The 25,901-nt window shown below is 70.8% G+C and carries 23 protein-coding genes and 1 tRNA gene; 20 read left to right on the forward strand and 4 right to left on the reverse strand.

Going from position 1 to position 25,901, the window contains the following annotated elements; all coding sequences use genetic code 11:
* The first annotated feature begins 28 nt into the window (after positions 1-28).
* The 14 genes from tal (at position 29) to ACFC96_RS28320 (ending at position 16,469) form a co-directional block, all read left to right on the forward strand.
* Positions 29-1,165, forward strand: a complete 1,137-nt coding sequence (gene tal / locus ACFC96_RS28255) for a transaldolase (RefSeq protein ID WP_376257098.1) — start codon at positions 29-31, stop codon at positions 1,163-1,165.
* On the forward strand, positions 1,162-2,694 hold the full coding sequence (zwf, locus tag ACFC96_RS28260; protein ID WP_376614757.1) for a glucose-6-phosphate dehydrogenase: 1,533 nt from the start codon (positions 1,162-1,164) through the stop codon (positions 2,692-2,694). Before tal ends, zwf begins: the two co-directional genes overlap by 4 nt.
* Entirely contained in the window at positions 2,691-3,626 is a 936-nt protein-coding gene (gene opcA / locus ACFC96_RS28265) for a glucose-6-phosphate dehydrogenase assembly protein OpcA (RefSeq protein ID WP_376257101.1), read from the forward strand. Before zwf ends, opcA begins: the two co-directional genes overlap by 4 nt.
* A complete protein-coding gene (gene pgi / locus ACFC96_RS28270) occupies positions 3,619-5,268 on the forward strand; it encodes a glucose-6-phosphate isomerase (protein WP_376614759.1) in 1,650 nt (549 codons plus the stop codon). Before opcA ends, pgi begins: the two co-directional genes overlap by 8 nt.
* Positions 5,269-5,285: 17 nt before the next feature.
* Positions 5,286-6,161, forward strand: a complete 876-nt coding sequence (gene gnd, locus ACFC96_RS28275; protein ID WP_376257603.1) for a phosphogluconate dehydrogenase (NAD(+)-dependent, decarboxylating) — start codon at positions 5,286-5,288, stop codon at positions 6,159-6,161.
* A gap of 19 nt (positions 6,162-6,180) precedes the next feature.
* Positions 6,181-6,780, forward strand: a complete 600-nt coding sequence (locus tag ACFC96_RS28280; protein WP_376614761.1) for a histidine phosphatase family protein — start codon at positions 6,181-6,183, stop codon at positions 6,778-6,780.
* 117 nt (positions 6,781-6,897) lie between these two features.
* The gene (locus ACFC96_RS28285) at positions 6,898-8,589 is read left to right on the forward strand and encodes a carbohydrate binding domain-containing protein (protein WP_376614763.1); all 1,692 of its coding nucleotides are present in this window, start codon (positions 6,898-6,900) and stop codon (positions 8,587-8,589) included.
* Between the two features lie 198 nt (positions 8,590-8,787).
* Positions 8,788-9,654, forward strand: a complete 867-nt coding sequence (locus tag ACFC96_RS28290) for an ROK family protein (RefSeq protein WP_376614765.1) — start codon at positions 8,788-8,790, stop codon at positions 9,652-9,654.
* A gap of 31 nt (positions 9,655-9,685) precedes the next feature.
* Positions 9,686-11,380 (forward strand): ABC transporter substrate-binding protein, encoded by a 1,695-nt coding sequence (locus tag ACFC96_RS28295; protein WP_376614766.1) that lies wholly within the window; start codon positions 9,686-9,688, stop codon positions 11,378-11,380.
* A gap of 10 nt (positions 11,381-11,390) precedes the next feature.
* Positions 11,391-12,380, forward strand: coding sequence for an ABC transporter permease (locus ACFC96_RS28300; protein ID WP_116503022.1), 990 nt, complete (start codon positions 11,391-11,393; stop codon positions 12,378-12,380).
* A gap of 7 nt (positions 12,381-12,387) precedes the next feature.
* Positions 12,388-13,311 (forward strand): ABC transporter permease, encoded by a 924-nt coding sequence (locus ACFC96_RS28305; RefSeq protein WP_340459945.1) that lies wholly within the window; start codon positions 12,388-12,390, stop codon positions 13,309-13,311.
* Positions 13,304-14,275, forward strand: a complete 972-nt coding sequence (locus ACFC96_RS28310) for an ABC transporter ATP-binding protein (RefSeq protein ID WP_340459946.1) — start codon at positions 13,304-13,306, stop codon at positions 14,273-14,275. The genes ACFC96_RS28305 and ACFC96_RS28310 overlap by 8 nt, the downstream gene beginning before the upstream one ends.
* On the forward strand, positions 14,272-15,258 hold the full coding sequence (locus ACFC96_RS28315; RefSeq protein ID WP_376614768.1) for an ABC transporter ATP-binding protein: 987 nt from the start codon (positions 14,272-14,274) through the stop codon (positions 15,256-15,258). Before ACFC96_RS28310 ends, ACFC96_RS28315 begins: the two co-directional genes overlap by 4 nt.
* Positions 15,255-16,469 carry an ROK family protein gene (locus tag ACFC96_RS28320; protein ID WP_376614770.1) on the forward strand — a complete coding sequence of 405 codons (1,215 nt, stop codon included), beginning with the start codon at positions 15,255-15,257 and terminating at the stop codon, positions 16,467-16,469. The genes ACFC96_RS28315 and ACFC96_RS28320 overlap by 4 nt, the downstream gene beginning before the upstream one ends.
* Positions 16,470-16,482: 13 nt before the next feature.
* On the opposite strand, the gene ACFC96_RS28325 is transcribed toward ACFC96_RS28320, so the two are convergent.
* Positions 16,483-16,570, reverse strand: a tRNA-Leu gene (locus ACFC96_RS28325).
* A gap of 188 nt (positions 16,571-16,758) precedes the next feature.
* Here ACFC96_RS28325 and ACFC96_RS28330 point away from each other — a divergent pair.
* The 3 genes from ACFC96_RS28330 to ACFC96_RS28340 all read left to right on the forward strand — a co-directional run bounded on the left by ACFC96_RS28330 (position 16,759) and on the right by ACFC96_RS28340 (position 19,327).
* Positions 16,759-18,084, forward strand: a complete 1,326-nt coding sequence (locus ACFC96_RS28330) for a M20/M25/M40 family metallo-hydrolase (RefSeq protein ID WP_376257120.1) — start codon at positions 16,759-16,761, stop codon at positions 18,082-18,084.
* 146 nt (positions 18,085-18,230) lie between these two features.
* Complete coding sequence (locus ACFC96_RS28335; RefSeq protein ID WP_376257122.1) at positions 18,231-18,464, forward strand: chaplin; 234 nt, start codon at positions 18,231-18,233, stop codon at positions 18,462-18,464.
* Positions 18,465-18,604: 140 nt separating this feature from the next.
* Positions 18,605-19,327 carry a chaplin gene (locus ACFC96_RS28340; RefSeq protein WP_376614772.1) on the forward strand — a complete coding sequence of 241 codons (723 nt, stop codon included), beginning with the start codon at positions 18,605-18,607 and terminating at the stop codon, positions 19,325-19,327.
* 76 nt (positions 19,328-19,403) lie between these two features.
* Here the strand turns inward: ACFC96_RS28340 and ACFC96_RS28345 are convergent, their stop codons facing one another.
* A complete protein-coding gene (locus tag ACFC96_RS28345) occupies positions 19,404-19,592 on the reverse strand; it encodes a DUF5703 family protein (protein ID WP_067429589.1) in 189 nt (62 codons plus the stop codon).
* A 47-nt stretch (positions 19,593-19,639) separates the two neighbouring features.
* Here ACFC96_RS28345 and ACFC96_RS28350 point away from each other — a divergent pair, with 47 nt between their 5' ends.
* A complete protein-coding gene (locus ACFC96_RS28350) occupies positions 19,640-20,341 on the forward strand; it encodes a hypothetical protein (protein WP_376257124.1) in 702 nt (233 codons plus the stop codon).
* A gap of 77 nt (positions 20,342-20,418) precedes the next feature.
* Here the strand turns inward: ACFC96_RS28350 and ACFC96_RS28355 are convergent, their stop codons facing one another.
* Together ACFC96_RS28355 and ACFC96_RS28360 are read right to left on the reverse strand one after the other, a co-directional pair.
* A complete protein-coding gene (locus tag ACFC96_RS28355; protein ID WP_376614774.1) occupies positions 20,419-22,704 on the reverse strand; it encodes a helix-hairpin-helix domain-containing protein in 2,286 nt (761 codons plus the stop codon).
* Entirely contained in the window at positions 22,701-23,684 is a 984-nt protein-coding gene (locus ACFC96_RS28360) for an aldo/keto reductase (RefSeq protein WP_376614776.1), read from the reverse strand. Before ACFC96_RS28360 ends, ACFC96_RS28355 begins: the two co-directional genes overlap by 4 nt.
* 128 nt (positions 23,685-23,812) lie before the next feature.
* On the opposite strand from ACFC96_RS28360, the gene ACFC96_RS28365 reads away from it, so the two are divergent.
* Entirely contained in the window at positions 23,813-24,868 is a 1,056-nt protein-coding gene (locus ACFC96_RS28365; RefSeq protein ID WP_376257128.1) for an LLM class F420-dependent oxidoreductase, read from the forward strand.
* Between the two features lie 236 nt (positions 24,869-25,104).
* The gene (locus tag ACFC96_RS28370) at positions 25,105-25,893 is read left to right on the forward strand and encodes a ferritin-like domain-containing protein (protein ID WP_376614778.1); all 789 of its coding nucleotides are present in this window, start codon (positions 25,105-25,107) and stop codon (positions 25,891-25,893) included.
* Positions 25,894-25,901: the final 8 nt, after the last annotated feature.

Below are 25,901 nucleotides of genomic sequence, written 5' to 3' on the forward strand. Positions count from 1 at the left end.
CCCGTACACCCGAAAGAAGATGAAGCACATGAGCAACGCCGACTCCACCGTCACGCCCCTCAAGTCCCTTGCCGGCGAAGGCGTTTCCATCTGGCTGGACGACCTGTCCCGCAAGCGCATCGAGTCCGGCAACCTCGCCGAACTGATCGAGAACAGCCACGTCGTGGGCGTCACGACGAACCCCTCGATCTTCCAGGCGGCCATCGGCTCCGGTGAGGGCTACGAGGAGCAGCTCGCCGACCTCGCCACCCGCGGCGTCACCGTCGACGAGGCGGTCCGCATGATGACCACCGCCGACGTCCGCGCCGCCGCCGACATCCTGCGCCCCGTGTACGACGCGACGCAGGGCCGCGACGGCCGCGTCTCCATCGAGGTCGACCCGCGCCTCGCCCACGACACGGCGGCCACCGTCGCCGAGGCCAAGCAGCTGTCCTGGCTGGTCGACCGCCCGAACGTCATGATCAAGATCCCGGCGACGAAGGCGGGCCTCCCGGCCATCACCGAGGTCATCGGCCTCGGCATCAGCGTCAACGTCACGCTGATCTTCTCCCTGGAGCGCTACCGCGCCGTCATGGACGCCTACCTCGCGGGCCTGGAGAAGGCGCAGGCCGCGGGCATCGACCTGGCGGGCATCCACTCCGTCGCCTCCTTCTTCGTCTCGCGCGTCGACGCCGAGATCGACAAGCGCCTCGACCAGGTAGGCACCGACGAGGCCAAGTCCCTCAAGGGCAAGGCCGCCCTCGCCAACGCCCGCCTCGCGTACGAGGCGTACGAAGAGGTCTTCGCCTCCGAGCGCGCCACGAGGCTGGAGACCGCCGGCGCCAACGAGCAGCGCCCGCTGTGGGCCTCCACCGGCGTCAAGGACCCCGCCTACAAGGACACCCTGTACGTCGACGAGCTCGTCGCTCCCGGCACGGTCAACACGATGCCGGAGGGCACCCTGAAGGCCACCGCCGACCATGGCGAGATCACCGGTGACACGGTGACGGGCGGCTACGAGCAGGCCCGCGCCGACCTCAAGGCCGTCGACGCGCTCGGCATCTCCTACGACGAGGTCGTCCAGCAGCTCGAGGACGAGGGCGTCGCCAAGTTCGACGTCGCGTGGAACGACCTGCTCGGCACCGTCGCGAACCGCCTCGCCGGCAAGGAGGCGCAGGCCAAGTGAGCACCACTGCTTGGCAGAACCCGCTGAGGGACCCCCGCGACCGCCGCCTGCCGCGCATCGCGGGCCCCTCCGGGCTCGTCATCTTCGGCGTCACCGGCGACCTGTCCCGCAAGAAGCTGATGCCGGCCGTCTACGACCTCGCCAACCGCGGACTGCTGCCGCCGGGCTTCTCGCTCGTCGGCTTCGCCCGCCGCGAGTGGGAGGACCAGGACTTCGCCCAGGTCGTCCACGACGCGGTGCGCGAGCACTCCCGCACCGAGTTCCGTGAGGAGGTCTGGCAGCAGCTCGTCGAAGGCATGCGCTTCATCCCCGGCGACTTCGACGACGACACGGCGTTCAAGCAACTGCGTGAGGCCGTCGACGACCTCGACGAGAAGCGCGGCACCAGCGGCAACTACGCCTTCTACCTCTCCGTGCCGCCGAAGTTCTTCCCGCAGGTCGTGCAGCAACTCAAGAAGCACGGCCTGGCCGACGGACCCCAGGGCTCCTGGCGCCGCGCCGTCATCGAGAAGCCGTTCGGCCACGACCTCGCCAGCGCCCGCGAACTCAACGCGATCGTGCACGACGTCTTCGCCCCCGACCAGGTCTTCCGCATCGACCACTACCTCGGCAAGGAGACCGTCCAGAACATCCTGGCCCTCCGGTTCGCCAACCAGATGTACGAGCCGATCTGGAACCGGAGTTACGTCGACCACGTGCAGATCACGATGGCCGAGGACATCGGGATCGGCGGCCGCGCGGGCTACTACGACGGCATCGGCGCCGCCCGTGACGTCATCCAGAACCACCTCCTCCAGCTCATGGCCCTCACCGCCATGGAGGAACCCGCCTCCTTCGACGCCGAGTCGCTCCTGACCGAGAAGCTCAAGGTCCTCAAGTCGGTGCGGCTGCCGGAGAATCTCGGCGAGCACACCGTCCGCGCCCAGTACGCGGCCGGGTGGCAGGGCGGCGAGAAGGTCCCCGGCTACCTCCAGGAAGACGGCATCGACCCCAAGTCGAAGACCGACACCTACGCGGCCATCAAGCTGTCGGTCGACAACCGCCGCTGGGCGGGCGTCCCGTTCTACCTGCGCACCGGCAAGCGCCTCGGCCGCCGCGTCACCGAGATCGCCGTCGTCTTCCAGCGCGCCCCGCACTCCCCGTTCGACTCGACCGCCACGGAGGAACTCGGCCAGAACGCCGTGGTCATCCGCGTCCAGCCCGACGAGGGCATGACCGTACGCTTCGGCTCGAAGGTCCCGGGTACCTCGATGGAGATCCGGGACGTGTCGATGGACTTCGCCTACGGCGAGTCCTTCACCGAGTCCAGCCCGGAGGCGTACGAACGGCTCATCCTGGACGTCCTGCTCGGCGACGCCAACCTCTTCCCCCGCACGGAGGAGGTGGAGGAGTCCTGGAAGATCCTCGACCCGATCGAGGACCACTGGGACACCCACGGCCGGCCCGCGCAGTACGCCTCGGGAAGCTGGGGCCCGAAGGAAGCGGACGAGATGCTCGCACGAGACGGACGGAGCTGGCGCAGGCCATGAAGATCGACCTCACCGACACGACGGCAAGCAAGATCAACAAAGCCCTGGTGGAAGGCCGCAGGGCGATTGGCACCCCGGCCGTGGGCATGGTCCTCACGATGGTCATCGTGACCGACGAGGAGAACGCCTACGACTCCATCAAGGCCGCCGAGGAAGCCTCCCGCGAGCACCCCTCGCGCACCCTCGTCGTGATCAAGCGACACGCCCGCTCGCCCCGCGACCGCCAGGGCAACCGCCTCGACGCCGAGGTGCGCGTCGGCGCGGACGCCGGAACCGGCGAGACCGTCCTGCTGCGCCTGTACGGAGAGGTCGGCCAGCACGCCGACTCCGTCGTCCTGCCGCTGCTGCTCCCGGACGCGCCCGTCGTCGTCTGGTGGCCCGTCGACGCCCCCGAGGTTCCCGCCAAGGACCCCCTGGGTGCGCTCGCCCAGCGCCGCATCACCGACACGTACGCGGTCGAGGACCCGCTGTCCGCGCTGGCCGCCCGTGCCGCCTCGTACGCCCCCGGCGACACCGATCTGGCCTGGACCCGCCTCACCCCGTGGCGTTCCATGCTCGCCGCCGCCCTCGACCAGGCCGGCGCCGAGATCACCTCGGCGGCCGTCGAGAGCGAGGCCGAGAACCCCAGCGCCGAACTGCTCGCCCGCTGGCTGGGCGCCCGCCTCGGCGTGCCCGTCGAGCGCGTCACCACCGCGGGCCCCGTCGTCACCGCCGTCCGCCTCGGCACGGCCGGCGGCGAGATCCGCATCGACCGCCCCGAGGGCCCGCTCGCCCAGCTCACCCTGCCCGGCCAGCCGCAGCGCACCCTGGCCCTCAAGGTCCGCACCACCTCCGAGCTGATCGCCGAAGAACTCCGCCGCCTCGACGCGGACGAGATGTACGCCGTCGCCCTGCGCGGCGACGGCACCAAGGAGCGCGTTCAACATGCCTGACACCACCCCGCATCTCACGGTCCGCCCCCGGTGGACGGCCCTTTCGGACCACCGCGCGAAGCAGCGCCAGGTCCATCTGCGGGATCTGTTCACCACCGACCCGGACCGCGCCGGGCGCTACACCGTCCAGGTCGGCGACCTGCACATCGACTACTCCAAGCACCTGATCACGGACGAGACGCTCGCCCTGCTCCAGGAACTGGCCACCGCCACCGACGTGTTCGGGCAGCGGGACGCCATGTTCCGCGGCGAGAAGATCAATACGACCGAGGACCGGGCGGTGCTGCACACGGCGCTGCGGGCTCCGCGTGACGCGGTGGTCGAGGTCGACGGTGAGAATGTCGTCCCGCAGGTGCATGCCGTCCTCGACAAGATGGCTGCTTTCGCGGGCAGGGTCCGTTCGGGCGAGTGGACGGGTCACACCGGCAGGCGGATCAGGAACGTCGTGAACATCGGCATCGGCGGTTCCGATCTCGGTCCCGCGATGGCGTACGAGGTGCTTCGCTCGTTCACCGACCGGGATCTGACGGTCCGTTTCGTGTCGAACGTGGACGGTGCGGATCTGCACGAGGCCGTGCGTGATCTCGACCCGGCCGAGACGTTGTTCATCATCGCCTCGAAGACGTTCACGACGATCGAGACGATCACCAACGCGACCTCCGCGCGTCATTGGCTCCTCACGGGTCTGAGGGCCGGTCAGGATGCCGTGGCGAAGCACTTCGTGGCCCTGTCGACGAACGCCGAGAAGGTGTCCGACTTCGGTATCGACACGGCCAACATGTTCGAGTTCTGGGACTGGGTCGGCGGCCGTTACTCGTACGACTCGGCCATCGGCCTCTCGCTGATGATCGCGATCGGCCCGGACGCGTTCCGGGAGATGCTCGACGGGTTCCACCTCGTCGACGAGCACTTCCGTACCGCGCCCGCCGAGTCGAACGCCCCGCTCCTGATGGGTCTGCTGGGCGTCTGGTACGGCAACTTCCACGACGCGCAGTCGCACGCGGTGCTGCCGTACTCGCACTACCTGTCCAAGTTCACGGCGTACCTCCAGCAGCTCGACATGGAGTCCAACGGCAAGTCCGTGGACCGTGCGGGCCGTCCGGTGGACTGGCAGACGGGTCCCGTCGTCTGGGGCACCCCCGGCACCAACGGGCAGCACGCCTACTACCAGCTCATCCACCAGGGAACGAAGTTGATCCCGGCCGACCTGATCGGCTTCGCCCGCCCGGTCGGCGAGCTCTCGGCCCAACTGGCCGACCAGCACGACCTGTTGATGGCGAACCTGTTCGCGCAGGGGCAGGCCCTCGCCTTCGGCAAGACCGCGGACGAGGTACGCGCCGAAGGCGTCGCCGAGGCGCAGGTGCCCCACCGCACGTTCCAGGGCAACCACCCCACGACCACCATCCTGGCGAAGGAACTGACGCCCTCCGTCCTGGGCCAGCTCATCGCCCTCTACGAGCACAAGGTGTTCGTCCAGGGCGCCGTCTGGAACATCGACTCCTTCGACCAGTGGGGCGTCGAACTCGGCAAGGTCCTCGCCAAGCGCGTCGAGCCCGCCCTCACCGAGGGCGCCGACGTCCCCGGCCTCGACGCCTCCACCCAGGCGCTCGTCGCCACCTACCGCACGCTCCGGAAGAAGTGAAGACAGACATGACCGCGATACAGCTCGGACTCATCGGCCTCGGCAAGATGGGCGGCAACATGCGCGAGCGCATCCGCCGCGCCGGCCACACCGTCATCGGCTACGACCGCAACCCCGAGGTCTCCGACGTCGAATCCCTCGCCGAGCTCGTCGAGAAGCTCGAAGGCCCGCGCGTGGTCTGGGTGATGGTCCCCGCGGGCGCCGCCACCCAGTCGACGATCGACGAGCTGAAGGAGCTGCTCTCGCCCGGCGACATCGTCGTGGACGGCGGCAACTCCCGCTGGACGGACGACGAGAAGCACGCCGCCGAACTCGCCCTCAAGGGCATCGGCTTCGTCGACGCCGGTGTCTCCGGCGGCGTGTGGGGCCTGGAGAACGGCTACGCCCTCATGGTCGGCGGCGACAAGGAGCACATCGCCCGCGTCCAGCCCGTCTTCGACGCCCTCAAGCCCGAAGGCGACTTCGGCTACGTCCACGCCGGCAAGGTCGGCGCCGGGCACTTCTCCAAGATGGTCCACAACGGCATCGAGTACGCCATGATGCAGGCCTACGCCGAGGGCTGGGAGCTCCTGGAGAAGGTCGACTCCGTCACCGACGTGCGTGAGGTCTTCCGCTCCTGGCAGGAGGGCACGGTCATCCGTTCCTGGCTGCTCGACCTGGCGGTCAACGCGCTGGACGACGACGAGCACCTGGAGAAGCTGCGCGGCTTCGCCGCCGACTCCGGAGAGGGCCGCTGGACGGTCGAGGCGGCCATCGACAACGCGGTTCCGCTGCCCGCGATCACCGCGTCCCTCTTCGCGCGCTTCGCCTCGCGCCAGGACGACTCGCCGCAGATGAAGATGATCGCCGCCCTGCGCAACCAGTTCGGCGGCCACGCCGTCGAGAAGAAGTAACCAGGGGGAGACGACTGCCATGGGCGACCTCCTGCTGGTACGCCACGGCGAGACGGAGTGGAGCCTGTCCGGACAGCACACCAGCTGGACGGACAAGCCCCTCACCCAGCACGGCGAGGAACAGGCCAAGTCCCTCGCCCCGCTCCTCGCCGGACGTCCCTACGCACTTGTCCTCACGAGTCCGCTCGGCCGCGCGGTCCGCACCGCCGACCTCGCGGGCCTGAGCGGGGCCAGGGCCGAGGCGGATCTTCACGAGTGGCACTACGGCGCCTACGAAGGCGTCACCACACGCGAGATCCACCGCACCCGCCCCGACTGGGACCTGTGGACCCAGGGCGTCCCGCAGGGTCCTGAGGGCGGGCCCGGCGAGTCCCCGGAGGCCGTCGGCGAGCGGGCCGACCGCGTCCTGGCCCGTGTGGCGCCCGCGCTCACGCAGGGCGATGTGGTCCTCGTGGCCCACGCCCACGTCCTGCGTGTGCTGACGGCCCGCCGTCTGGGCCTCGCCCCGGCGGACGGCCGGCTGTTCCGGCTGGCGACCGCAACGGTGAGCCGCCTTTCGACGGAGCACGGGCGACCGGTGATCGCGGAGTGGAACGTGCGGGCGCCCGGACACGAGTGAGCCGAGTGAACGCGGGGTCTTGACAAGGGGATTGGTCCATACCAACTTGGTGGTCGCGCTCAGCGCGCCGCTGGCGTTGTGTGCGGTCCAATCCCCTTGCCCCCACCGGGAGTTCATGTGTTCTCCAGACGCAAGAGACGCTCCGCAAGGCCCCGCCTTCTCGCCCTCGTCGGATCCGCCGCACTCGCCGTGGCCGGCGCGGTCGCCCTCCCCACCACCGCACAGGCGGCGAACGTGCTGTCCAACGCGGGCTTCGAAAGCGGCAGCACGAGTCCGTGGACCTGCTCCGGCGGGCTCGGCTCGGTCGTGTCCGGCCCGGTCCACGGCGGCACCAAAGCCCTGTCGGGGGCGGCGAGTTCCAGCGACAACGCGAAGTGCAGCCAGACCGTCTCCGTCCAGCCGAACACCGCGTACACCCTCTCGGGCTGGGTGCGTGGCAACTACGTCTACCTCGGCGTGGACGGCGGGGCGTCGACCTGGACCCAGTCCCCGACGGCCTACAGTCAGCTCACGGTGCAGTTCACGACCGGCGCCTCCCAGACCAGCGCCACCGTCTACACCCAGGGCTGGTACGCGCAAGGCACCTACTACGCCGACGACATCAGCCTCGACGGGCCCGGCGGCGGAGGCGGCGACACCCAGGCGCCCACCGCCCCGACGGCCCTGAAGTCCACCGGCAAGACCTCGACGAGCGTCTCCCTGTCCTGGACCGGGGCGACCGACAACGTCGGCGTCACCGGCTACGACATCTACAGCGGCGGCAGCAACAAGCTCCTGACGGTCTCCGGCACCAGTGCCACCGTCAGCGGCCTCTCCCCGAGCACCGCGTACGCCTTCACGGTCAAGGCGCACGACGCGGCCGGCAACTCCTCCGCCGCCTCCAACTCGGTCTCGGTGACCACCGATCAGGGCTCCGGCGGCGGCACCGGCTTCAAGCAGGCGGCCCCGTACTTCTACACCGGCTGGGGCGACCCGCCCAGCCCGGCCACGGTCATGAACGCGACCGGTGTCAAGTGGTTCACGATGGCGTTCGTCCTCTCCTCCGGCGGCTGCAACCCCGCCTGGGACGGCCAGCGCGCCCTCACCGGCGGCCAGGACCAGACCGCGATCAACGCCATCCGCTCCGCGGGCGGCGACATCGTCCCGTCCATCGGCGGCTGGAGCGGCAACAAGCTCGGCCCCAACTGCTCGACCCCCGAAGCCCTCGCGGGCGCCTACCAGAAGGTCATCGACGCCTACGGGCTCAAGGCCGTCGACGTCGACATCGAGAATTCCGACGAGTTCGAGAACGAAGCCGTCCAGGACCGCATCCTGGGCGCCCTGAAGATCGTCAAGGCCAACAATCCGGGCCTGCGCACGATCCTCACCTTCGGCACCTCGACGACCGGGCCGACGTACTACGGCAACCGCCTCATCGAGCAGTCCAAGGCCCTGAACGCGGACATCGACGTCTTCACGATCATGCCGTTCGACTTCGGCGGCGGTTCCGACATGTACGGCAACACGGTGAACGCCGCCGAGGGCCTCAAGACCAAGCTCAAGTCGGTCTTCGGCTGGGACGACACGACGGCGTACGCGCACATCGGGATCTCCGGCATGAACGGCCTCAGCGACCAGCAGGAGACCACGACGCCGGCGATCTGGACCCAGGTCAAGGACTGGGCCGACAGCCACCACATCGCACGCCTCGCCTTCTGGTCGGTCAATCGTGACCGGCCGTGCGCGGGCGGGGGAGTGGCGGAGAACTGCTCCGGCATCAGCCAGGACAACTGGCAGTTCACGAAGATCACCGCCGGGTTCACCGGCTGAGCACGCGCGCACCGGACAAGGCCCCCGGGACTCCCGGGGGCCTTGTTGTCGCCGAATGTCCCGAGGGCCCTGGCGGATCCTCAACTCCCGAGTGGCCGCGAGGACTTACGCAGGAGACACATCGCGCGTACAGTCCCGGTCAACCTCGTTTAGTTACGTAACTTTACTGGCGCCTCCCACCCGTGTGAGGAGCTCCATGTGAACGTGCCTCCCTCCACGCCAGTCGTCCTCGCCCTCGATTTCGGCGGCACCAAGACGGCCCTGACCGTCGCGGACCGGCACGGCACCCGGTTGTGCGACCTCACCGTCGAGACCGCGGCGGAGCGCGGCGCGCGAGCGGGTCTCCATAGGGCCGTGGGTGCCGCCCGGACGCTTCTCGACGGCCGCGAACCCGTCGCCGTCGGGGTGTCCACCGCCGGCATCCCCGGCGCCGAGGGCGTCGCCCTCGCCCCCAACATCCCCGGCTGGGAAGACCTCGCCCTCGGTCATGAACTCACCCTGGAATTCCCGGAGTCGGAGATCCGCCTGGCCACCGACGTGAAGGCCGCGGCCCGCCACGAGTGCGACGCGGGGGCGCTGAAGGGCTGCGACCCCGGCCTGTACGTCAACCTCGGCACCGGCCTCGCCGTCGCCGTCGTGGCCGGCGGCAGGGTCCTGACCGGACGGCACGGCGCGTCCGGCGAGATCGGCTACAACCTGCGCACCGTCGCCGACGTCGGACGGGGCTCCGGGGAGCGGATCCCGCTGGAGGACGTCGTCAGCGGCAAGGCGCTGAGCCGGGCCGCGCACACGACAGGCTCGACCGAACTGGCGGACCACATCAAGGAGTTCATCGACGAGCTGGCCTTCCATCTCGTCAACCTCGCCATCGCCGTCGACCCCCAGCGGATCGCCGTCGGCGGCGGCATGGTCCGTTCCTGGGACGCGCTGCACGCACCGCTGCGCACCGCCCTGGACGCGGCCGTGCCCTACCCGCCCGACCTCGTACCCGCGGCGCACCCGTACGACGCGCCCCTGCTCGGGGCACTCGCGCTGGCCGTCGAGGCCGCGCGCACCGGAACCTGACGCACCCGGCCCACGAAGGGACTGGCACGACATGAGGCCCACGCGCATCCTCGCCGCAGCGGTCATCGGCGCGCTCGCCGTGACGGCGACGGCCTGTTCGGAGACCAAGCACAAAGGCGGCTCCGACGGCAACAACGCCACCGAGAGCAGCGGCCCGAAGAAGAAGGGCGGCACGGTCACCATCGCCAACACGGCGGGGCAGACCTGGACCTGCAACTTCAACCCGTTCAACCCGGCCGTCTACAACACCTCCATCGGCTTCGTCTACGAACCCCTGATCCACGTCAACACCCTCAAGGACCAGACCGAGACGCCGATGCTCGCCAAGAGCTACCGGTGGAACGCCGACAAGACGCAGATCGACTTCACGATCCGCTCCGGCGTGAAGTGGAACGACGGCAAGCCCTTCACCGCCAAGGACGTCGCCTTCACCTTCAACCTCATGAAGCGCGTCAAGTCCACCGACCTGTACGCCCTGTGGACCACGGCCGGACTCCGGTCGGCGACCGCCTCGGGCGACAAGGTCACCCTGAAGTTCGAGAAGGCGGCGCAGCCCTACTTCTACGCGTTCGCCCACCAGGTCGCCATCGTGCCCGAGCACGTCTTCGGTACGGGTGCGGCCGCCGCCCACCCCGACACCTGGGTGGACAAGAAGCCCGTCGGCACCGGGCCCTTCGAGGTCAACCCCTGCTCGCCCAACAACATCCAGTACACGGCCAACCCCGACTACTGGCAGCCGGGCAGGCCGTACATCCAGAAGGTCGAGTACCCGGCCTACCTGGACAACGGCCCCGCCAACCTCGACCTCGCCAACGGCAAGGCGCAGTGGGGCAGTCAGTTCATCCCCGGCATCAAGCAGTTCTACCTGGACAAGTCGCCCGACAACCACACCTGGTCGCCACCCGTCCAGAACGTCAGCATCCACCCGAACCTCGACCCGTCCCACAAGATGACCAGCAACCTCAAGGTCCGGCAGGCGATCTCGTACGCCATCGACCGCGACAAGGTCTCCAAGATCGGTGTGGGCGGGCAGGAGCCGGCCGCCAACCAGTCGGGAATCGTCACCCCGACCTTCGACAAGTACTACGACAAGGCGGCCGTCGAGAAGGCGGGCTTCGACAAGCCGGACCCGGCCCGCGCCAAGAAGCTGATGGCCGGGCTCGGCTACTCCCCGTCCAAGCCGCTCAAGCTGAAGATCATCACGATCACCGGCTACACCGACTGGGACGCCTCCCTCAACGTCATCAAGCAGAACCTGAAGGCCGTCGGCATCGACCTCACCGTCCAGGACCTCGCGCAGCAGACCATGGTGGGCAAGCTCTACACCGGCGACTACGACCTGGCCTACTACAGCCAGCAGACCAGCGGCCCCACCCCGTACTACGAGCTGCGCCAGATGCTGCACTCCGCGAACACCGCGCCGCTCGGCAAGAACGCCGCCAGCAACTGGGAGCGCTACAGGAACCCGAAGGTCGACCAGCTCCTCAACGACTACGCGTCGGCGGACGAGACCCAGCAGGTCGAGATCGTCAAGCAGGTCGCCCAGTACATGATCGACGACGTGCCGCTGATCCCGGTCGTCGAGTCGGTCGACTGGTTCCAGTACAACACCAAGGACATCGGCGGCTGGCCCACCGAGGACAACCCCTACGCCCAGCCCGCGGCCTACAACTTCCCCGACACGGGCCAGGTGCTCACCCACCTGTACTCCAAGTCGGCCCAGTAGGCGGTGGCCGGTGCGCTTCATACTGCGCCGCCTGGGGTTCTTTCTCCTCACGCTCTGGGCGGCCCTCACCCTGAACTTCTTCATCCCGCGCTTCATGCCGGGCGACCCGGTCGACGCGCTCGTCGTACGCACCCGTGGCCGGGTCTCCCGCGACGCGCTCGAGCAGATGCTGACGTCGTTCGGCTTCAAGCCCGACCAGAACGTGGCGGTCCAGTACGTCGACTATCTGGGCCACATGTTCACCGGGAACTGGGGCCGTTCCATCGGCCAGACGCTGGGCGAGCCGGTCACCAAGCTGATCGGCGGCGCCCTGCCCTGGACCCTGGGCCTCGTCGGCATCACCACGGTCCTCGCGTTCGTGCTGGGCACGCTCATCGGCACGGTCTCGGGCTGGCGGCGCGGCGGCGCCCTCGACGCGATCCTCCCGCCGATCTTCGTGATCACCTCGGCGCTGCCGTACTTCTGGGTGGGCCTGCTGCTGATCCTGGTCTTCTCTCAGGGCACCGGCGGTTGGCTGCCCGCCAACTTCAACTACGACACCACGATCGTGCCCGGCTTCTCCCCGGGCTTCGTGGGCAGCGTCCTGTCCCACGCGGTCCTGCCCGCGGCGACGCTGCTCATCACGACGATCGGCGGCTGGATCCTCACGATGCGCAACAACATGATCACCACGCTGGCCGAGGACTACGTCCGCATGGCCCGCGCCAAGGGCCTCGGCTCCCGCCGCATCATGTACGGCTACGCGGCCCGCAACGCGATCCTGCCCAACCTCGCCGGCTTCGCCATGTCCCTCGGCTTCGTCATCTCGGGCGCGATCCTCATCGAGTACGTCTTCAACTACCCCGGCATCGGCTACCTCCTCTACAACGCCGTCCAGAACGTCGACTACCCGCTGATGCAGGCCCTGTTCATGCTGTTCACGGTCGCGGTCCTGGTGGCGCTGCTCGCGGTGGACATCGCGACCGTGTGGCTGGATCCGCGCGCCAGGGCGAAGGGGTGAGCGCCCGATGACCACCACCGCCGTCACCGCACCGCCCCCGGAGAAGGCCCCTGCCCGCACCCGGGCGGGCGGCGGCCTCTGGCGGGCCGTTTCGGGCAACCGGAAAGCCATGGCGGGCGCGGTGATCCTGCTCGTGTTCACCGTCGTCGCCGCGTTCCCGGGCCTGTTCACCTCCGTCGACCACCCCGACGAGGCGAACTTCGCCCCCCGCCTCGCCCCGTCGACCGCCCATCTCCTCGGCACCACGGCGCTCGGCCAGGACATCTACTCGCAGCTCGTGTACGGCACCCGGGAGTCGCTCGTCATCGCCGTCGTCGCCGGCGCCCTCGCCACCGTCCTGTCCGTGATCATCGGCGTCTCCGCCGCGTACCTCGGCGGCCTCGCCGACGACCTGCTGTCCCTGTTGACGAATGTCGTCCTCGTCATCCCGGCGTTCCCCCTGGTGATCATCCTGGCCAAGTACGCCGGCAAGGGCTCGCTCACCGTGATCCTCGCGGTCCTCGTCTTCACGGGCTGGTCCTACGGCGCCAACCAACTGCGCGCCCAGGCCCTGTCGTTGCGCAACCGGGACTTCCTGGAATCGGCCCGCGTGCGCGGTGAGCGGCGCTCGTACATCATCGTCTGCGAAGTCCTGCCGACGATGACGTCCCTCATCGTCGCCAACTTCCTCGGCGCCGCGCTCTATTCGGTGCTGAGCGCGGCCGGCCTGCAGTTCCTCGGCCTCGGCGACCCGAACTCGCAGAGCTGGGGCACCATGCTCTACTGGGCCCAGAACCAGCAGGCCCTGCAGACCGGCACCCCGCTGTGGTCCATCGCCCCCGGCCTGTGCGTCGCCCTGCTCGGCGTCGCGTTCGCCCTCGTCAACTACGCCTTCGACGAGATCGGCAACCCGGCCCTGCGTCCCGTACGAAGGAGGCGCAAAGGTGCCTGAACCCCTGCTGAGCGTCACCGACCTGACCGTCGTCCACGACACCGCACGCGGCCCGGTCACAGCCGTCGACCATGTCGAACTCACCGTGGAGAAGGGGCAGTTCACCGCCGTCGTCGGGGAATCCGGCTGCGGCAAGTCCACCCTGATGTTCGCCGTCGCGCAGCTGCTCAACCCGCCCGCCCGCATCGCCGGCGGCGCCGTCCGCTTCCGCGGCGAGAACCTCGTCACCCTCGGCGAACGCGAACTCAACGCCCTGCGCTGGCGCGACTACTCCGTCGTCCTGCAGTCCGCCATGAACGCCCTGAACCCGGTGGCCACCCTCGCCGCCCAGTACAAGGACGCCATGGCCGCCCACGGGACGTACCCGAACGAGGAGATCCGCGCCCGCTCCAGCGAGGTACTCGACCTCGTCGGCATCGACCCGGTCCATCTGCACAGCTACCCGCACCAGCTCTCCGGCGGCATGCGTCAACGCGCCATGATCGCCATGGCGCTGCTGCTCACCCCGGACCTGGTCATCATGGACGAGCCGACCTCCGCGCTCGATGTCGTCGCCCAGCGCTCCCTCATGGTCCAGATCAAGGAACTCCAGCAACTCCTGGGCTTCGCCGTCGTGTTCGTCACCCACGACATGTCCCTCGTGAGCCACTTCTCCGACCAGCTCCTCGTCATGTACGCGGGCCAGGTCGTCGAACAGGGCCCCACCCGCACCGTCTTCGACCACCCCTCCCACCCCTACAGCCGGGGCCTGCTCGAAGCGTTTCCCTCGATCCGCGGCCCCCGCGTCCCGCTGCACGGCATCCCGGGCAGCCCGCCCGACCTCGCCGCACCCCCGGCCGGCTGCCGCTTCACCCCGCGCTGCCCCCTCGTCCACGAGCGGTGCCACGTCAGCGAGCCCGCCCTGTACGACGTGGGCGAGGTCCGCTCCCGCTGCCTGCTGCACCTCACGGAGGCCGCCTCATGAGCCCTCTCCTCGAAACGATCGGCCTCACCCGCCACTTCAAGGTCGGCACCGGGCTCACCCGCGGCGTCCTGCACGCCGTGGACGACGTCGACCTCGCCATCGGCGAGCGGGAGATCGTCGCCCTCGTCGGCGAGAGCGGCAGCGGCAAGTCCACGCTCGCCCGTCTCGTCGCCCAGGTCCACAAGCCCACCCGCGGTGAGATCCGCTACCAGGGGCAGCCGTTGACCACCCAGCGCGGCCGCCGGGCCAAACTCGCCTACCGCGGCGACGTCCCCATGGTCTTCCAGGACCCCTTCGCCTCCCTCAACCCGGCCTACCGCGTCTCCCACGGCATCCTGCGCGGCCTCAAGCTGCACCGCCCCGAACTGAGCGGCACCGAGCGCCAGGCGGAGGCCGAGCGGGTCGTCGAGGCGGTCGGCCTCACCCCCGCCGCCGAGGTCCTGTCCCGCTTCCCGTACGAACTCTCCGGCGGCCAGCGCCAGCGCATCGGCTTCGCCCAGGCACTCGCCCACCGCCCCAAGCTGATCCTCGCCGACGAACCCGTCTCCATGCTCGACGTCTCCATCCGCATCGGCCTGCTCAACGTCATGGCCGACCTGCGCGAGACCGAGGGCGTGTCCATCCTCTACATCACCCACGACATCGCCGGCGCCCGCTACCTCTCCGACCGGATCGCCGTCATGTACGGCGGTCACGTCGTCGAGACCGGCCCCACCGAGGACGTCCTGGCCCACCCCCGCCACCCCTACACCGAGCTGCTCCTGTCCGCCGTGCCCGATCCGCGCGCCCCGCTCGACGTCGACGCGGCCGCCGCCAAGACCGACCCGCCCGTCGTGATCGACCCCACCCCCAGCTGCCGCTTCCGCACCCGCTGCCCGCTCGCCGTCGACCAGTGCCACCACGTCACCCCGCGCCTGCGCCCCGTCGCCGAGGGCCACACGGCGGCCTGCCACGTCACGGCCCCGCCCGAGGGCGCCCGGTGACCACACCCCCCTGGAACCGCCTGCGCCTGCGCAGCAACAACGAGTGGCTGCTCCTCGAACGCCTGCGCCTCGAAGGCCCCGCCTCCCGCGCCCAACTCGCCCGCGACAGCGGCCTGTCCAAACCCACCGTCTCCTCCGCCCTCGCCGCCCTGGAACGCGCGGGCCTGGTCCGCGAGGCCGGCATCCACGCCCAGAGCAGGGGACGCGTCGCCGTCCTCTACGAACCCGACCCGCGTGCCGGACACGTCCTCGGCATCGACATCGGCCGCGCCCGGCTGCGCACGGCGGTGGCCGACCTGAGGGGCGAGATCGTCTCCCGCACGGAGTTACGCAACCGGGGCCGCAGCGCGGGAGCGGTCGCCGACGCCGCCGTCGCCTGCGCCGAACAGGCCCTCGCGGACGCGGGGTTGAGCCAGGCCGACATCGAGCACACCGCCGTCGCCACCCCCGGAGTCTTCGACCGCCACACCGGCCGGGTCCGCTACGCCGTCAACCTGCCCGGCTGGGGGCGCCCCGGCCTCATCGAGCGCATGCGCGACAGGCTCGGCACCCCGCTCTCCGTCCACAACGACGCCAACCTCGCCGCGCTCGGCGAGTACACCTTCGGCGCGGGCGCGGACAGCCATCTGTTCGTGTACGTCCTGATCGGCACCGGCCTCGGCATGGGCGTCGTCGCCGACGGCGAACTCTTCCTCGGCGCGCACGGCGCCGCGGGCGAGATCGGCTACCTGCCGCTGGACGGCGTACCGGCGTCGGGCGCGGTCCCCCGGCGCGGGATGCTCGAGGACGCGGTCTCCGCCGACGCCGTCGTGCGGGCCGCCCGCGCCCTGGGCATGACCGGGCCGCTCACCGCCAAGCGTGTTTTCGACGCCGCCCGCATCGGCGACCGCGCCGCTCTCGCCGCCGTGCGTCAGGAGGGCGAGCGCCTCGCCCTCGCCGTCGCCTCCGTGACCGCCGTCCTCGACCCCGACCTGGTGGTCCTCGGCGGCGGCGTCGGCCGGGGCGCGGACCTGCTGCTCACCACGGTCGGCGAGACCCTGTACCGCCTCACCCCGCTGCGCCCCCGCGTCGAGCCCAGCAGGACGGGAGCGGACGCGGTCCTGTTCGGAGCGATCACCACGGCTCTGCGCGCCGCCCGACCGCTGCTCTTCGAGCGTCTGACGGGGAGAGGGCCGACAGAGAGGCGGGAAATGCAAAAAACCCCAGATTGACTGGGGTTCCTGCTGGTGTCCGAGGGGGGACTTGAACCCCCACGCCCGATAAAGGGCACTAGCACCTCAAGCTAGCGCGTCTGCCATTCCGCCACCCGGACAAGGTGTCTGTCTTCGCGGGGTGTTCCCCGCGGCGACAGAGAGAACATTACCAGGCCCGAAGGGGTGCCCGATCCCGCCGCCCGTTCGCTGTGAACGGCGGATGACGACCCCCGCCCGCCCTTGGGCCGCGGCCCCCGGGGAGAGAGGATGAGGGGGACCACCAGCAACGACAGTGGGAGGAACAGGCGTGAGCGAGTCGAGCACGGGCAGGACGGTCTCGGGCGAGGACGAGGTCGTCGACCTCTGTCGTGAGCTGATCCAGATCGACACCAGCAACTACGGCGACCACTCGGGCCCCGGCGAGCGCAAGGCCGCCGAATACGTGGCGGAGAAGCTCGCCGAGGTGGGCCTCGAGCCCAAGATCTTCGAGTCGCACCCGGGCCGGGCCTCCACGGTCGCCCGCATCCAGGGCGAGGACCCCTCGCGGCCCGCGCTCCTGATCCACGGCCACACCGACGTCGTACCGGCCAACGCGGCGGACTGGACCCACCACCCGTTCTCCGGCGAGATCGCCGACGGGTGCGTGTGGGGCCGCGGCGCCGTCGACATGAAGGACATGGACGCGATGACCCTCGCGGTCGTCCGCGACCGGCTGCGCAGCGGCCGCAAGCCTCCGCGCGACATCGTCCTGGCCTTCCTGGCCGACGAGGAGGCGGGCGGCACGTACGGCGCGCGCCACCTCGTCGACAAGCACCCGGACCTCTTCGAGGGGTGCACGGAGGCGATCAGCGAGGTCGGCGGGTTCTCCTTCACGGTCAACGAGAAGCTGCGGCTCTACCTCGTGGAGACGGCCCAGAAGGGCATGCACTGGATGAAGCTGACCGTGGACGGCACCGCCGGCCACGGTTCGATGATCCACAGGGACAACGCGATCACCGAGCTGTCCGAGGCCGTCGGGCGCCTGGGGCGGCACAAGTTCCCGGTGCGGGTCACCAAGACGCTGCGGCACTTCCTCGACGAGCTCGGCGACGCGCTCGGCACCGAGCTCGACCCGGAGAACATGGACGAGACGCTCGCCAAGCTCGGCGGCATCGCCAAGCTGATCGGCGCCTCGCTGCAGAACACCGCCAACCCGACGCAGCTCGGCGCGGGCTACAAGGTGAACGTGATCCCCGGGCAGGCCACCGCGCACGTCGACGGCCGCTATCTGCCGGGCTACGAGGAGGAGTTCCTCGCCGACCTGGACCGCATCCTCGGCCCGAACGTGAAGCGCGAGGACGTGCACGCGGACAAGGCCCTGGAGACCACCTTCGACGGCGCGCTCGTGGACGCCATGCAGACGGCGCTCCAGGCCGAGGACCCGATCGCCCGCGCGGTGCCGTACATGCTCTCCGCCGGCACCGACGCCAAGTCCTTCGACGACCTCGGCATCCGCGGGTTCGGCTTCGCCCCCCTGAAGCTGCCGCCGGAGCTGGACTTCGCGGGCATGTTCCACGGTGTCGACGAGCGGGTTCCGGTCGACGGGCTCAAGTTCGGTGTGCGCGTGCTCGACCGGTTCATCGACGCGTCCTGACCCGGCGACCGCGCCGGGTATTCGACTGCGCGTACGCACGGACTGGAAAGAGTGAAAGGAAACATAGGCTCGTAGCCTCATCAGTCCCTCCTCGTTACAGGGAGTGCAGTCCGCGGCTGGGGCTGCATTGCCAACAAGGAGGAATAATGATCAAGAAGGTCGTCGCTGCTGCGGCTGCCACGGGTGGTCTCGTGCTCGCTGGTGCGGGCATCGCCGCTGCCGACGCCGGTGCCCAGGCTGCTGCCGTGAACTCTCCCGGTGTGATCTCGGGCAACGTCATCGAGGTTCCGGTCCACGTCCCGGTGAACGCCTGTGGCAACACGGTGTCCGTGATCGGGCTGCTGAACCCCACCTTCGGCAACGCCTGCGTCAACAAGTGACGCCGTTGTGCATCGCCCCTTGAGGGCCTGAGTCCGTCGGCCCCGGAGTGCGCGCCATGCGCTCCGGGGCCGATTGGCCATTCCGCGCACGCGTATGGATGCCCGTGCGCATTCCGCAAGGCATAAGGCAGGTTAAAGCTATGCGACAGGTCACGCGCAAAGGCCTGATCACCGTGGCGGCCGCGACCGGCGTTCTCGCCGTGTCCGGTGGCTACGCACACGCAGACTCCGGTGCCGAGGGGGGCTCGTCGGGATCGCCCGGCGTCCTCTCCGGCAACACGATCCAGCTTCCCGTGGACATCCCGGTCAACGCGTGCGGCAACACAGTGAACGTCGTCGGGTTGCTCAATCCCACGTCGGGCAACGACTGCGCCAACACGTCGAAGCCGCGAGGGGGCAGCCATTCCGGTGGAGGCCACCACCATGGTGGCGGCGCCACGGCCGAGGGGGGCACGAGCGGTTCGCCCGGTGTCGGCTCCGGCAACCATGTGCAGGTCCCGGTCCACGTGCCGGTCAACGCCTGCGGCAACAGCGTCTCGGTCATCGGGCTGCTCAACCCCGCGGGCGGCGACGACTGCGAGAACTCGTCGGGAGGCCACACGCCGACGACCCCGACGACGCCGCCGACCAAGCCGCCGACGAGGCACGTGCCGGTCACGCCCCACCACCCCGGCACGCCGTCGAAGCCGAGCCACCCCGTCACCCCGAACCAGCCGGGGACGCAGACGGTCACCCAGCCCAAGGGGTCGGAGCAGCTCGCCGAGACCGGCAGCTCGATGCCGCTGGGTACCGTCCTGCCGGCCAGTGCGGGCGCCCTGCTCGGGGGTGCGCTCCTCTACCGGCGGGCGCGGGCAGGCGTGTGACCGCCGTGTGACGCGGCGTGACTGAGAAGGTGCGGAACGGAGCGGGCCCAGTAGCGACGGGGCCCGCTCCGTTCACTCACCACGTGGCGCGCAGCTGGCGGATGATCCGTCGGCGCAACCGCACTCTGCGGCTGCCGTCGCGCAGCAGGCTCAGGCGGTCCAACTCCCAGTGTCCGTACTCGGCATGGTCGGTCAGCAGGCGTGTGGCGTCCTTGCGGGAGACCCCGCGAGGGACGTACACGTCGACAAATTCGTATTCCGGCATCGCATCTATTGTGCGGGCACGGGCCGTGTACGGATAGCGTCTGCTCTATGTCTGATGCTGCGCAGCCCACCGCTGCCGAGGTACGCGCCGCCGCCGAGGCGGTCAAGGCTGCGCTCGACCGCCACCTGGCGGCTGTCGAGCGCAGGTCGGGTGAGGACGATCCGGCCGTCTACGAAGCGTTCAACGAACTGGCCGCGGCGGCCGAGGAGTACGACGAGCTCCTCTACGACCGCTACGACGAGGTCACCCCCTTCGAGATCCCCGGTACGGAGGACTCGCTGCCCCCGTACACCGGCCCCGAGGAACCGAACGCCCTGAGCGTGCTCATCCGCCGCGACTACGCCGTGGTGGAGCCGCAGCGACTGCTCGCACAGGCCCAGCGGGTCGCCGACGTGGAGGCCGACTCGGACCTCGGCGACGGCGCCGCGGCGGCCGTCGGGGCCATCGGGAACAGCGTGCACGCCGCGCTCGGTGTCCTCTTCGGGGAGTTCGAACCCGACGAAATCGCCTCCCGGCACAAGGAGTTCGGCCTGGAGGAAGGCGACTCCACGCTGTGGGTGACGGCCTCGGACGAACCGTCGGAGCCGGGGGAGTGGCTGGACGCGCCGTTCGACCAGGCCGATCCGCAGCGGGTCGTGTGCCGCTTCGACGTCAGCTCCGTCTTCGACGACGAGCTGGACGGCGACCTCGCGGACGACGGGCCCGACCCTGCCGCGGGCACCGCGCAGGACGAGCTGGAACCGACCTGACACGGCCGGTGACGGCGTGAGCGGGTGAGGGCGGGCGGACTCCGGTCCGGCCCGCCCTCCCGCCTGCCGTCGTGTGCTTACTGCGTCGGCGGGACCTGCGCGCGCAGCAAGGTCTGCAGACGCGTCGTACGCGGCTTGGCCGGGACCTCGGCCACGGCGCGCGGCAGGGCCGCGTCCGCGCCGTGCACCACCGAGAGGTGCCGCTCACCGCGGCCGAACGCCGTGTACACCCACGGGCGGCTCAGCGCCTGCGTGGCGTCGCCCGGCAGCACGACCACCGCCGCGGGCCACCGCAGCCCCACCGCCTGGTGCGCGGTCAGCGCCCACCCGTGCCGCACGGTCCGCTCCACCGCGTCCTGCGGTACGACGACCGGGGTCCCGGCGCAGTCCAGGTGCAGGCCGTCCGCGTCGGCCCGCACCACCCGGCCGGGCGCCGTGCGGCCAGGGGCCGGTACGTACGCGATCCGGTCGCCCGGGTCGAAGCCGCCGAAGCGGCCGGGGCCGGGGTTGAGGCGCTCCTTGAGGGCCGCGTTCAGCGCGCGTGTCCCGGCGGCACCCCCGTGGCCGGGGGTGATGACCTGGGTCTGCTCGGAGGGCACGCCGATCGCCCGCGGCACCGAGTCCGCGACCAGCTGTACGGCCCGGTGGATCGCCTCGGCGGCGTCGCGCACCGGCACGATCACCACTTCCTTGCCGGGCGCCGCGACCTCGTTCAGCTCGCCCACGCCGATGCCGGAGACCAGCTCGCCGACCGGGCCGGGGTCCGGGGTGCGGGAGGCGATCTGGGGGCACACGCGGGCCGCGAGGAGATCCGCGAAGACCCGGCCGGGGCCCGCGGACCACAGGACGGACGGGTCGCCGCTGAGGACGAGCCGCGCGCCGTCCGGGAGCGACTCGGCGAGCATCGCGGCCGTCTCCACGTCGAGCTGCGGCGCGTCCAGGACCACCAGCAGGTCCACCGCGAGCGCGCCGTCCCGGTCCCGGCCCGGGCCCTCGGTGCCGGACAGCAGGCCGGACACGGTGACCGCGGTGCCCTCCGGGGCGCCGGGGCCGAAGTGCTCGGCGAGGCGGCGCCGCCCGTCGACGCTGTGCGCCGCCGCGCACACGCGCAGTCCGAGGCGGGCCGCGGCCTGGACGAGTGCCGCGGGCTCGGCGCGCGCCGCCTCGGCGCCCGTGTGCAGGACGAGGCCGTGTCCGGCGGCCGCCCTGATCAGCTCGGCGGTGGAACCGGCGGCCGCCGCGGCGGCCGGCTCCCAGTCCGCGAGGGCCTGCGAACTGTCCTCCTTGGAAAGGGAGTTGACCAGTCGGGCGAGCCCGTCGGCGAGGCTCTCCTCGGCCAGCGCGTACCGCTCGAGGCCGACGAGCACCCGGACCGGCCGCTCGGCTTCGTCACCGTCCTGCGAACCGTCCTGTGAGGCGTCTTGCGAGCCGTCCTGCGCTGAGGTCCCTCGGCTGCTCTCCGGGGCGCGCGCGGGCCCGCCGGGCGGCTCTTCGAGCGCGTCCTGGAAGACGAGCGCGTCGCCCTCCGCGATGGCGCTCTGCAGCGCCTCGTCCGGGTCGGGCACGGCGCGCTTGCCCAGCGCCTCCGCGAGCAGCGGAGCGTCCAGGGCGGTGTGCCCCGCGACCGCGGCCTGTTCCAGCAGCCATACGGTCACGGCACGGCCCCTGCGCTCGTCGTCGGGGGCGCACTCGGAGCCGAGCAGCGCGCGGGCGAAGCCGTCCGCCTGCTCGGGGCGCACGCCCGGGATCCGCAGCAGCTGCCAGGGGTCGTCCCGGAGCGCGCTGTCCGCGCCCTCGCCGAGCGTCGCGGCGGCGGGGGCGGCGAGCGAGACTGGGGCGCCGCCCTCGGCCAGGAGGGCCCGCACGGCGTCGACGGCTTCCGCGGCCGGTTCGGCAGGCCCCGCGGGCGCGGCGGCCGGCGCACGGCGGACGGGCTCCGCGACGACCTTGCGGGGAGCCGCCGCCGGCTCGCTGAACACGGCGGCGGGCCGCTCACCGCTCTCGACGGCCCGCACCGCGGCGAGGAGATCGGCGGCCGTGCCGCTCAGCTTCCCCCCGGCCGCGATGGGGCCTTCCTTGGCGGCCTTCCGCTGGGCGATCCGCTCCTGCAACTCCCGCTGCGCGGCGATCTCGGCAGCGGCCTCGGACACGCCTTCGCCCTCGGCGGCGGGCTCCGCGGCGGGGGCGCCGGCATCGGGTTCTGCATCGGCGCCGTCGTCCGTCTCAGCCGTATCAGGGGCGCCGGCCCCTTCCTCGGGGCCGGTTTCCTCGGGGCCGGTGGCCTCCGCGCCTTGGCCGGCGCGGGGCGCGTCGGTGTCGGCCGGGCCCGGGTGGCCCTCCGCGGCAGCGGGCTCCGTACTCACAGCGTGCTCCAGTCCTGATCGGGATAGCGGTGCACGGGCGCCGACACGTCGTCGAGCGCCTGGCAGATCTCGTCAGGAAGACTAAGGGCCTCCACTGACAATGCCGCCGTGAGCTGCTGCGCGTTGCGCGCGCCGATGATCGGGGCGGCCACCCCGGGCCGGTCGCGGATCCAGGCGAGGGCGACCTGGAGCGGTGTCACCGCGAGGCCGTCCGCCGCCGTGGTGACCGCGTCGACGATGCGGGTCGCCGCGTCGTCGAGGTAGGGCGCGACGAAGGGTGCCATGTGGTCGGACGCGCCCCGCGAGTCGGCGGGCGTGGCGTTGCGGTACTTGCCGGTGAGGACCCCGCGGCCGAGCGGCGACGACGGGAGCAGGCCGATGCCGAGGTCGAGCGCCGCGGGCAGGACCTCCCGTTCGACCCCGCGCTGGAGCAGTGAGTACTCCATCTGCGTACTGGCGAGCCGGGTGCGTATCCCCGGTGCGGCCAGCTGCCACGTGGCTGCCTTGGCCAGCTGCCAGCCGCAGAAGTTGGAGACGCCCGCGTACCGGGCGCGGCCGCTGCTCACCGCGATGTCGAGGGCCTGGAGCGTCTCGTCGAGCGGGGTGGCCGGGTCGAAGGCGTGGACCTGCCACAGGTCGACGTAGTCCGTGCCGAGGCGGGCGAGGGACGCGTCGAGGGCGGAGAGGAGATGGGCGCGCGAGCCGTCGAAGCGGTGGTCCGGGTCGGGCACGCTGCCGGCCTTCGTCGCGATGACCAGATCCCGTCGTGGCACGAGGCCCTCGACGAGCTGCCCGAGGAGGTACTCGGCCTCCCCGCCCCCGTAGACATCGGCCGTGTCGACGAGTGTGCCGCCCGCTTCCCAGAAGGTCTTCAACAGGTCCGCGGCGTCGTGCTCGTCGGTGTCGCGGCCCCATGTCAGGGTGCCGAGCCCGATCCGGGACACGCGCAGGCCGGTGCGGCCGAGATGCCTCTGCTCCATGGGCGCTGAGATTACTGGCCGGAAGTCGGTTGGTGGGGGCCTGTGGACAACCGGCCCCTGCCGACCCCCGAACCGGCGCGCTAGGGTGCCCGGACAAAGGACGTTACTGATCAGTAAGGGGATCGGCCATGGAGCTCGGCATCAACCTCGGTTACTGGGGCGCCGGAATGGACGCGGACAACCTGGCCGTCGCGCGGGAGGCCGACAAACTCGGCTACGCCGTCTGCTGGGCCGCGGAGGCCTACGGCTCCGACGCGCCCACGGTGCTCTCCTACGTCGCCGCACAGACCGAGCGCATCGACATCGGCTCCGCCATCATGCAGATCCCCGCCCGCCAGCCCGCGATGACCGCCATGACGGCCGCGACCCTCGACTCCCTGTCCGGCGGCCGCTTCCGCCTCGGCCTCGGCGTCTCCGGCCCGCAGGTCTCCGAGGGCTGGTACGGCGTGAAGTTCGACAAGCCCCTGGCCCGCACCCGCGAATACGTCGACATCGTGCGCCGCGCGATGAGCCGCGAGCGGCTGTCGTACGAGGGCGAGCACTGGACGCTGCCGCTGCCGGGCGGCCCGGGCAAGCCGCTCAAGATGACCGTGCACCCGCAACGCGAGCACATCCCGCTCTACATCGCGGCGATCGGCCCGAAGAACCTGGAGCAGACCGGCGAGATCGCCGACGGCGCCCTGCTGATCTTCCCGGCCGCCGAGCACCTGGAGGAGACCGCCCTGACGCACCTGCGGGCGGGGCGCGAGAAGGCCGGCAAGACCCTGGAGGGCTTCGACGTCGTCCCGACGCTGCCCCTCGCGCTCGGCGCCGACAAGGACGTGCCCGCGCTCGCCGACATGTTCCGCCCGTACACCGCCCTGTACGTCGGCGGCATGGGCAGCCGGAAGCAGAACTTCTACAACCAGCTCGCCCGGCGCATGGGCTACGAGAAGGAAGCCGCCGAGATCCAGGACAAGTACCTGGGCGGTGACAAGGAGGGCGCGGGGGCCGCGGTGCCGCATCAACTGATCGACTCGACGACGCTGCTCGGTTCCGTGGACCGGATCGCCGAGCGGATGCAGGCCTACGCGGCTGCCGGGGTGACGACCCTGACGCTGGCCCCCGCCGGCTTCACGCTCGACGAGCGGATCGCGGCCCTGCGGGCCGGCACGGAGGCTCTGGAGCGGGCCGGACTGGCGTAACGCGGGGAGAGGGAAAGTTCTGCGGCCGTGGTGGGGGCTCGGGGGTCTTCCCCGCCACGGCCGTCACGGGTAACAACGTCCCACCGGGCACCTGGTTACGCCCGGGGACCCTCTCGCGGGGTCCTTCCTTCGGCCGAGTGGCCGCACACAGCTGTTGCTCGGTCCGGCATGCCGTATTTGACTCGGTTTCGGCGGAACCCCGCACGGAACGCGCGGCGCGCACGGAGGTGCCAGAGATGCTGTCGGCCAAGAGTCTGTTCCAGGAGATCCTCGACGACGACGAGTCTTTCCGGCTGTTCTGCTCCATCGCGGCGAGCGGGGAGGCGCAGGGAGGCTGGGAGAACGGCCGCATCGCCGCGCTCGTTCCCCTCAGCGAGCGGCACCTCGCGCCGAAGGTGGCGCGGCACGGCGCCGACGAGGACAAGCACGGGCGGATCTTCAACGCACTGATGAAGAAGCGCGGCCTGCAACCCGTGGACGTACCCCCGGAGACCGACTACACGATGCTCCTGGAGAAGCACGGCATCGGCCTCGCCCACCAGCAGCTCAAGGCCGACGAACCGCTCACCGTGCGCGACATCGTCACATATCTCGCCCACAGCCGGGTCACCGAGCAGCGGGCCTCCGAGCAGATGGACCTGCTGCGCAAGCACTTCGCGGACGACCCCGACATCGGCCGCGCGGTGAAGATGATCTCGGCCGACGAGGACAACCACCTCGCGTACTGCCACGAGGAACTGCTGCGCTTCGCGTACGCGGGCCACGGCCGCGCCATCCAGCGCATCCTGCGCGAGTGCGCCCTGGAGGAGATCCGCGTCTACCGCGACGTCAGCCTCGCCGTCATGGAGCACATGGGGCACATCCTGCGCTGGCCGAAGCCCAAGGCGGCCCTGCTCGCGGCGGGCATCCACGCCGTGTACGCGTACGAACGCATGGTCGGCTGGCGGCGGATGGTGTCCCTGCACATGCCGGAGCGGCGCGACGCGCTGGGCGGGCCCGCGACGAGTGCGGTCGAGTTCGCCTAGGCGCCCGG

Origin of the sequence: Streptomyces sp. NPDC055955 (genome assembly GCF_042270245.1) — a bacterium.
Classification (GTDB): Bacteria; Actinomycetota; Actinomycetes; order Streptomycetales; family Streptomycetaceae; genus Streptomyces.

Coding starts and splice junctions, on each gene's coding strand:
- tal (WP_376257098.1), top strand. CDS start 29: ATGAGCAACGCCGACTCCACCGTCACGCCCCTCAAGTCCCTTGCCGGC.
- opcA (WP_376257101.1), top strand. CDS start 2,691: ATGAAGATCGACCTCACCGACACGACGGCAAGCAAGATCAACAAAGCC.
- pgi (WP_376614759.1), top strand. CDS start 3,619: ATGCCTGACACCACCCCGCATCTCACGGTCCGCCCCCGGTGGACGGCC.
- ACFC96_RS28280 (WP_376614761.1), top strand. CDS start 6,181: ATGGGCGACCTCCTGCTGGTACGCCACGGCGAGACGGAGTGGAGCCTG.
- ACFC96_RS28295 (WP_376614766.1), top strand. CDS start 9,686: ATGAGGCCCACGCGCATCCTCGCCGCAGCGGTCATCGGCGCGCTCGCC.
- ACFC96_RS28305 (WP_340459945.1), top strand. CDS start 12,388: ATGACCACCACCGCCGTCACCGCACCGCCCCCGGAGAAGGCCCCTGCC.
- ACFC96_RS28315 (WP_376614768.1), top strand. CDS start 14,272: ATGAGCCCTCTCCTCGAAACGATCGGCCTCACCCGCCACTTCAAGGTC.
- ACFC96_RS28335 (WP_376257122.1), top strand. CDS start 18,231: ATGATCAAGAAGGTCGTCGCTGCTGCGGCTGCCACGGGTGGTCTCGTG.
- ACFC96_RS28340 (WP_376614772.1), top strand. CDS start 18,605: ATGCGACAGGTCACGCGCAAAGGCCTGATCACCGTGGCGGCCGCGACC.
- ACFC96_RS28345 (WP_067429589.1), bottom strand. CDS start 19,592: ATGCCGGAATACGAATTTGTCGACGTGTACGTCCCTCGCGGGGTCTCC.
- ACFC96_RS28350 (WP_376257124.1), top strand. CDS start 19,640: ATGTCTGATGCTGCGCAGCCCACCGCTGCCGAGGTACGCGCCGCCGCC.
- ACFC96_RS28360 (WP_376614776.1), bottom strand. CDS start 23,684: ATGGAGCAGAGGCATCTCGGCCGCACCGGCCTGCGCGTGTCCCGGATC.
- ACFC96_RS28365 (WP_376257128.1), top strand. CDS start 23,813: ATGGAGCTCGGCATCAACCTCGGTTACTGGGGCGCCGGAATGGACGCG.
- ACFC96_RS28370 (WP_376614778.1), top strand. CDS start 25,105: ATGCTGTCGGCCAAGAGTCTGTTCCAGGAGATCCTCGACGACGACGAG.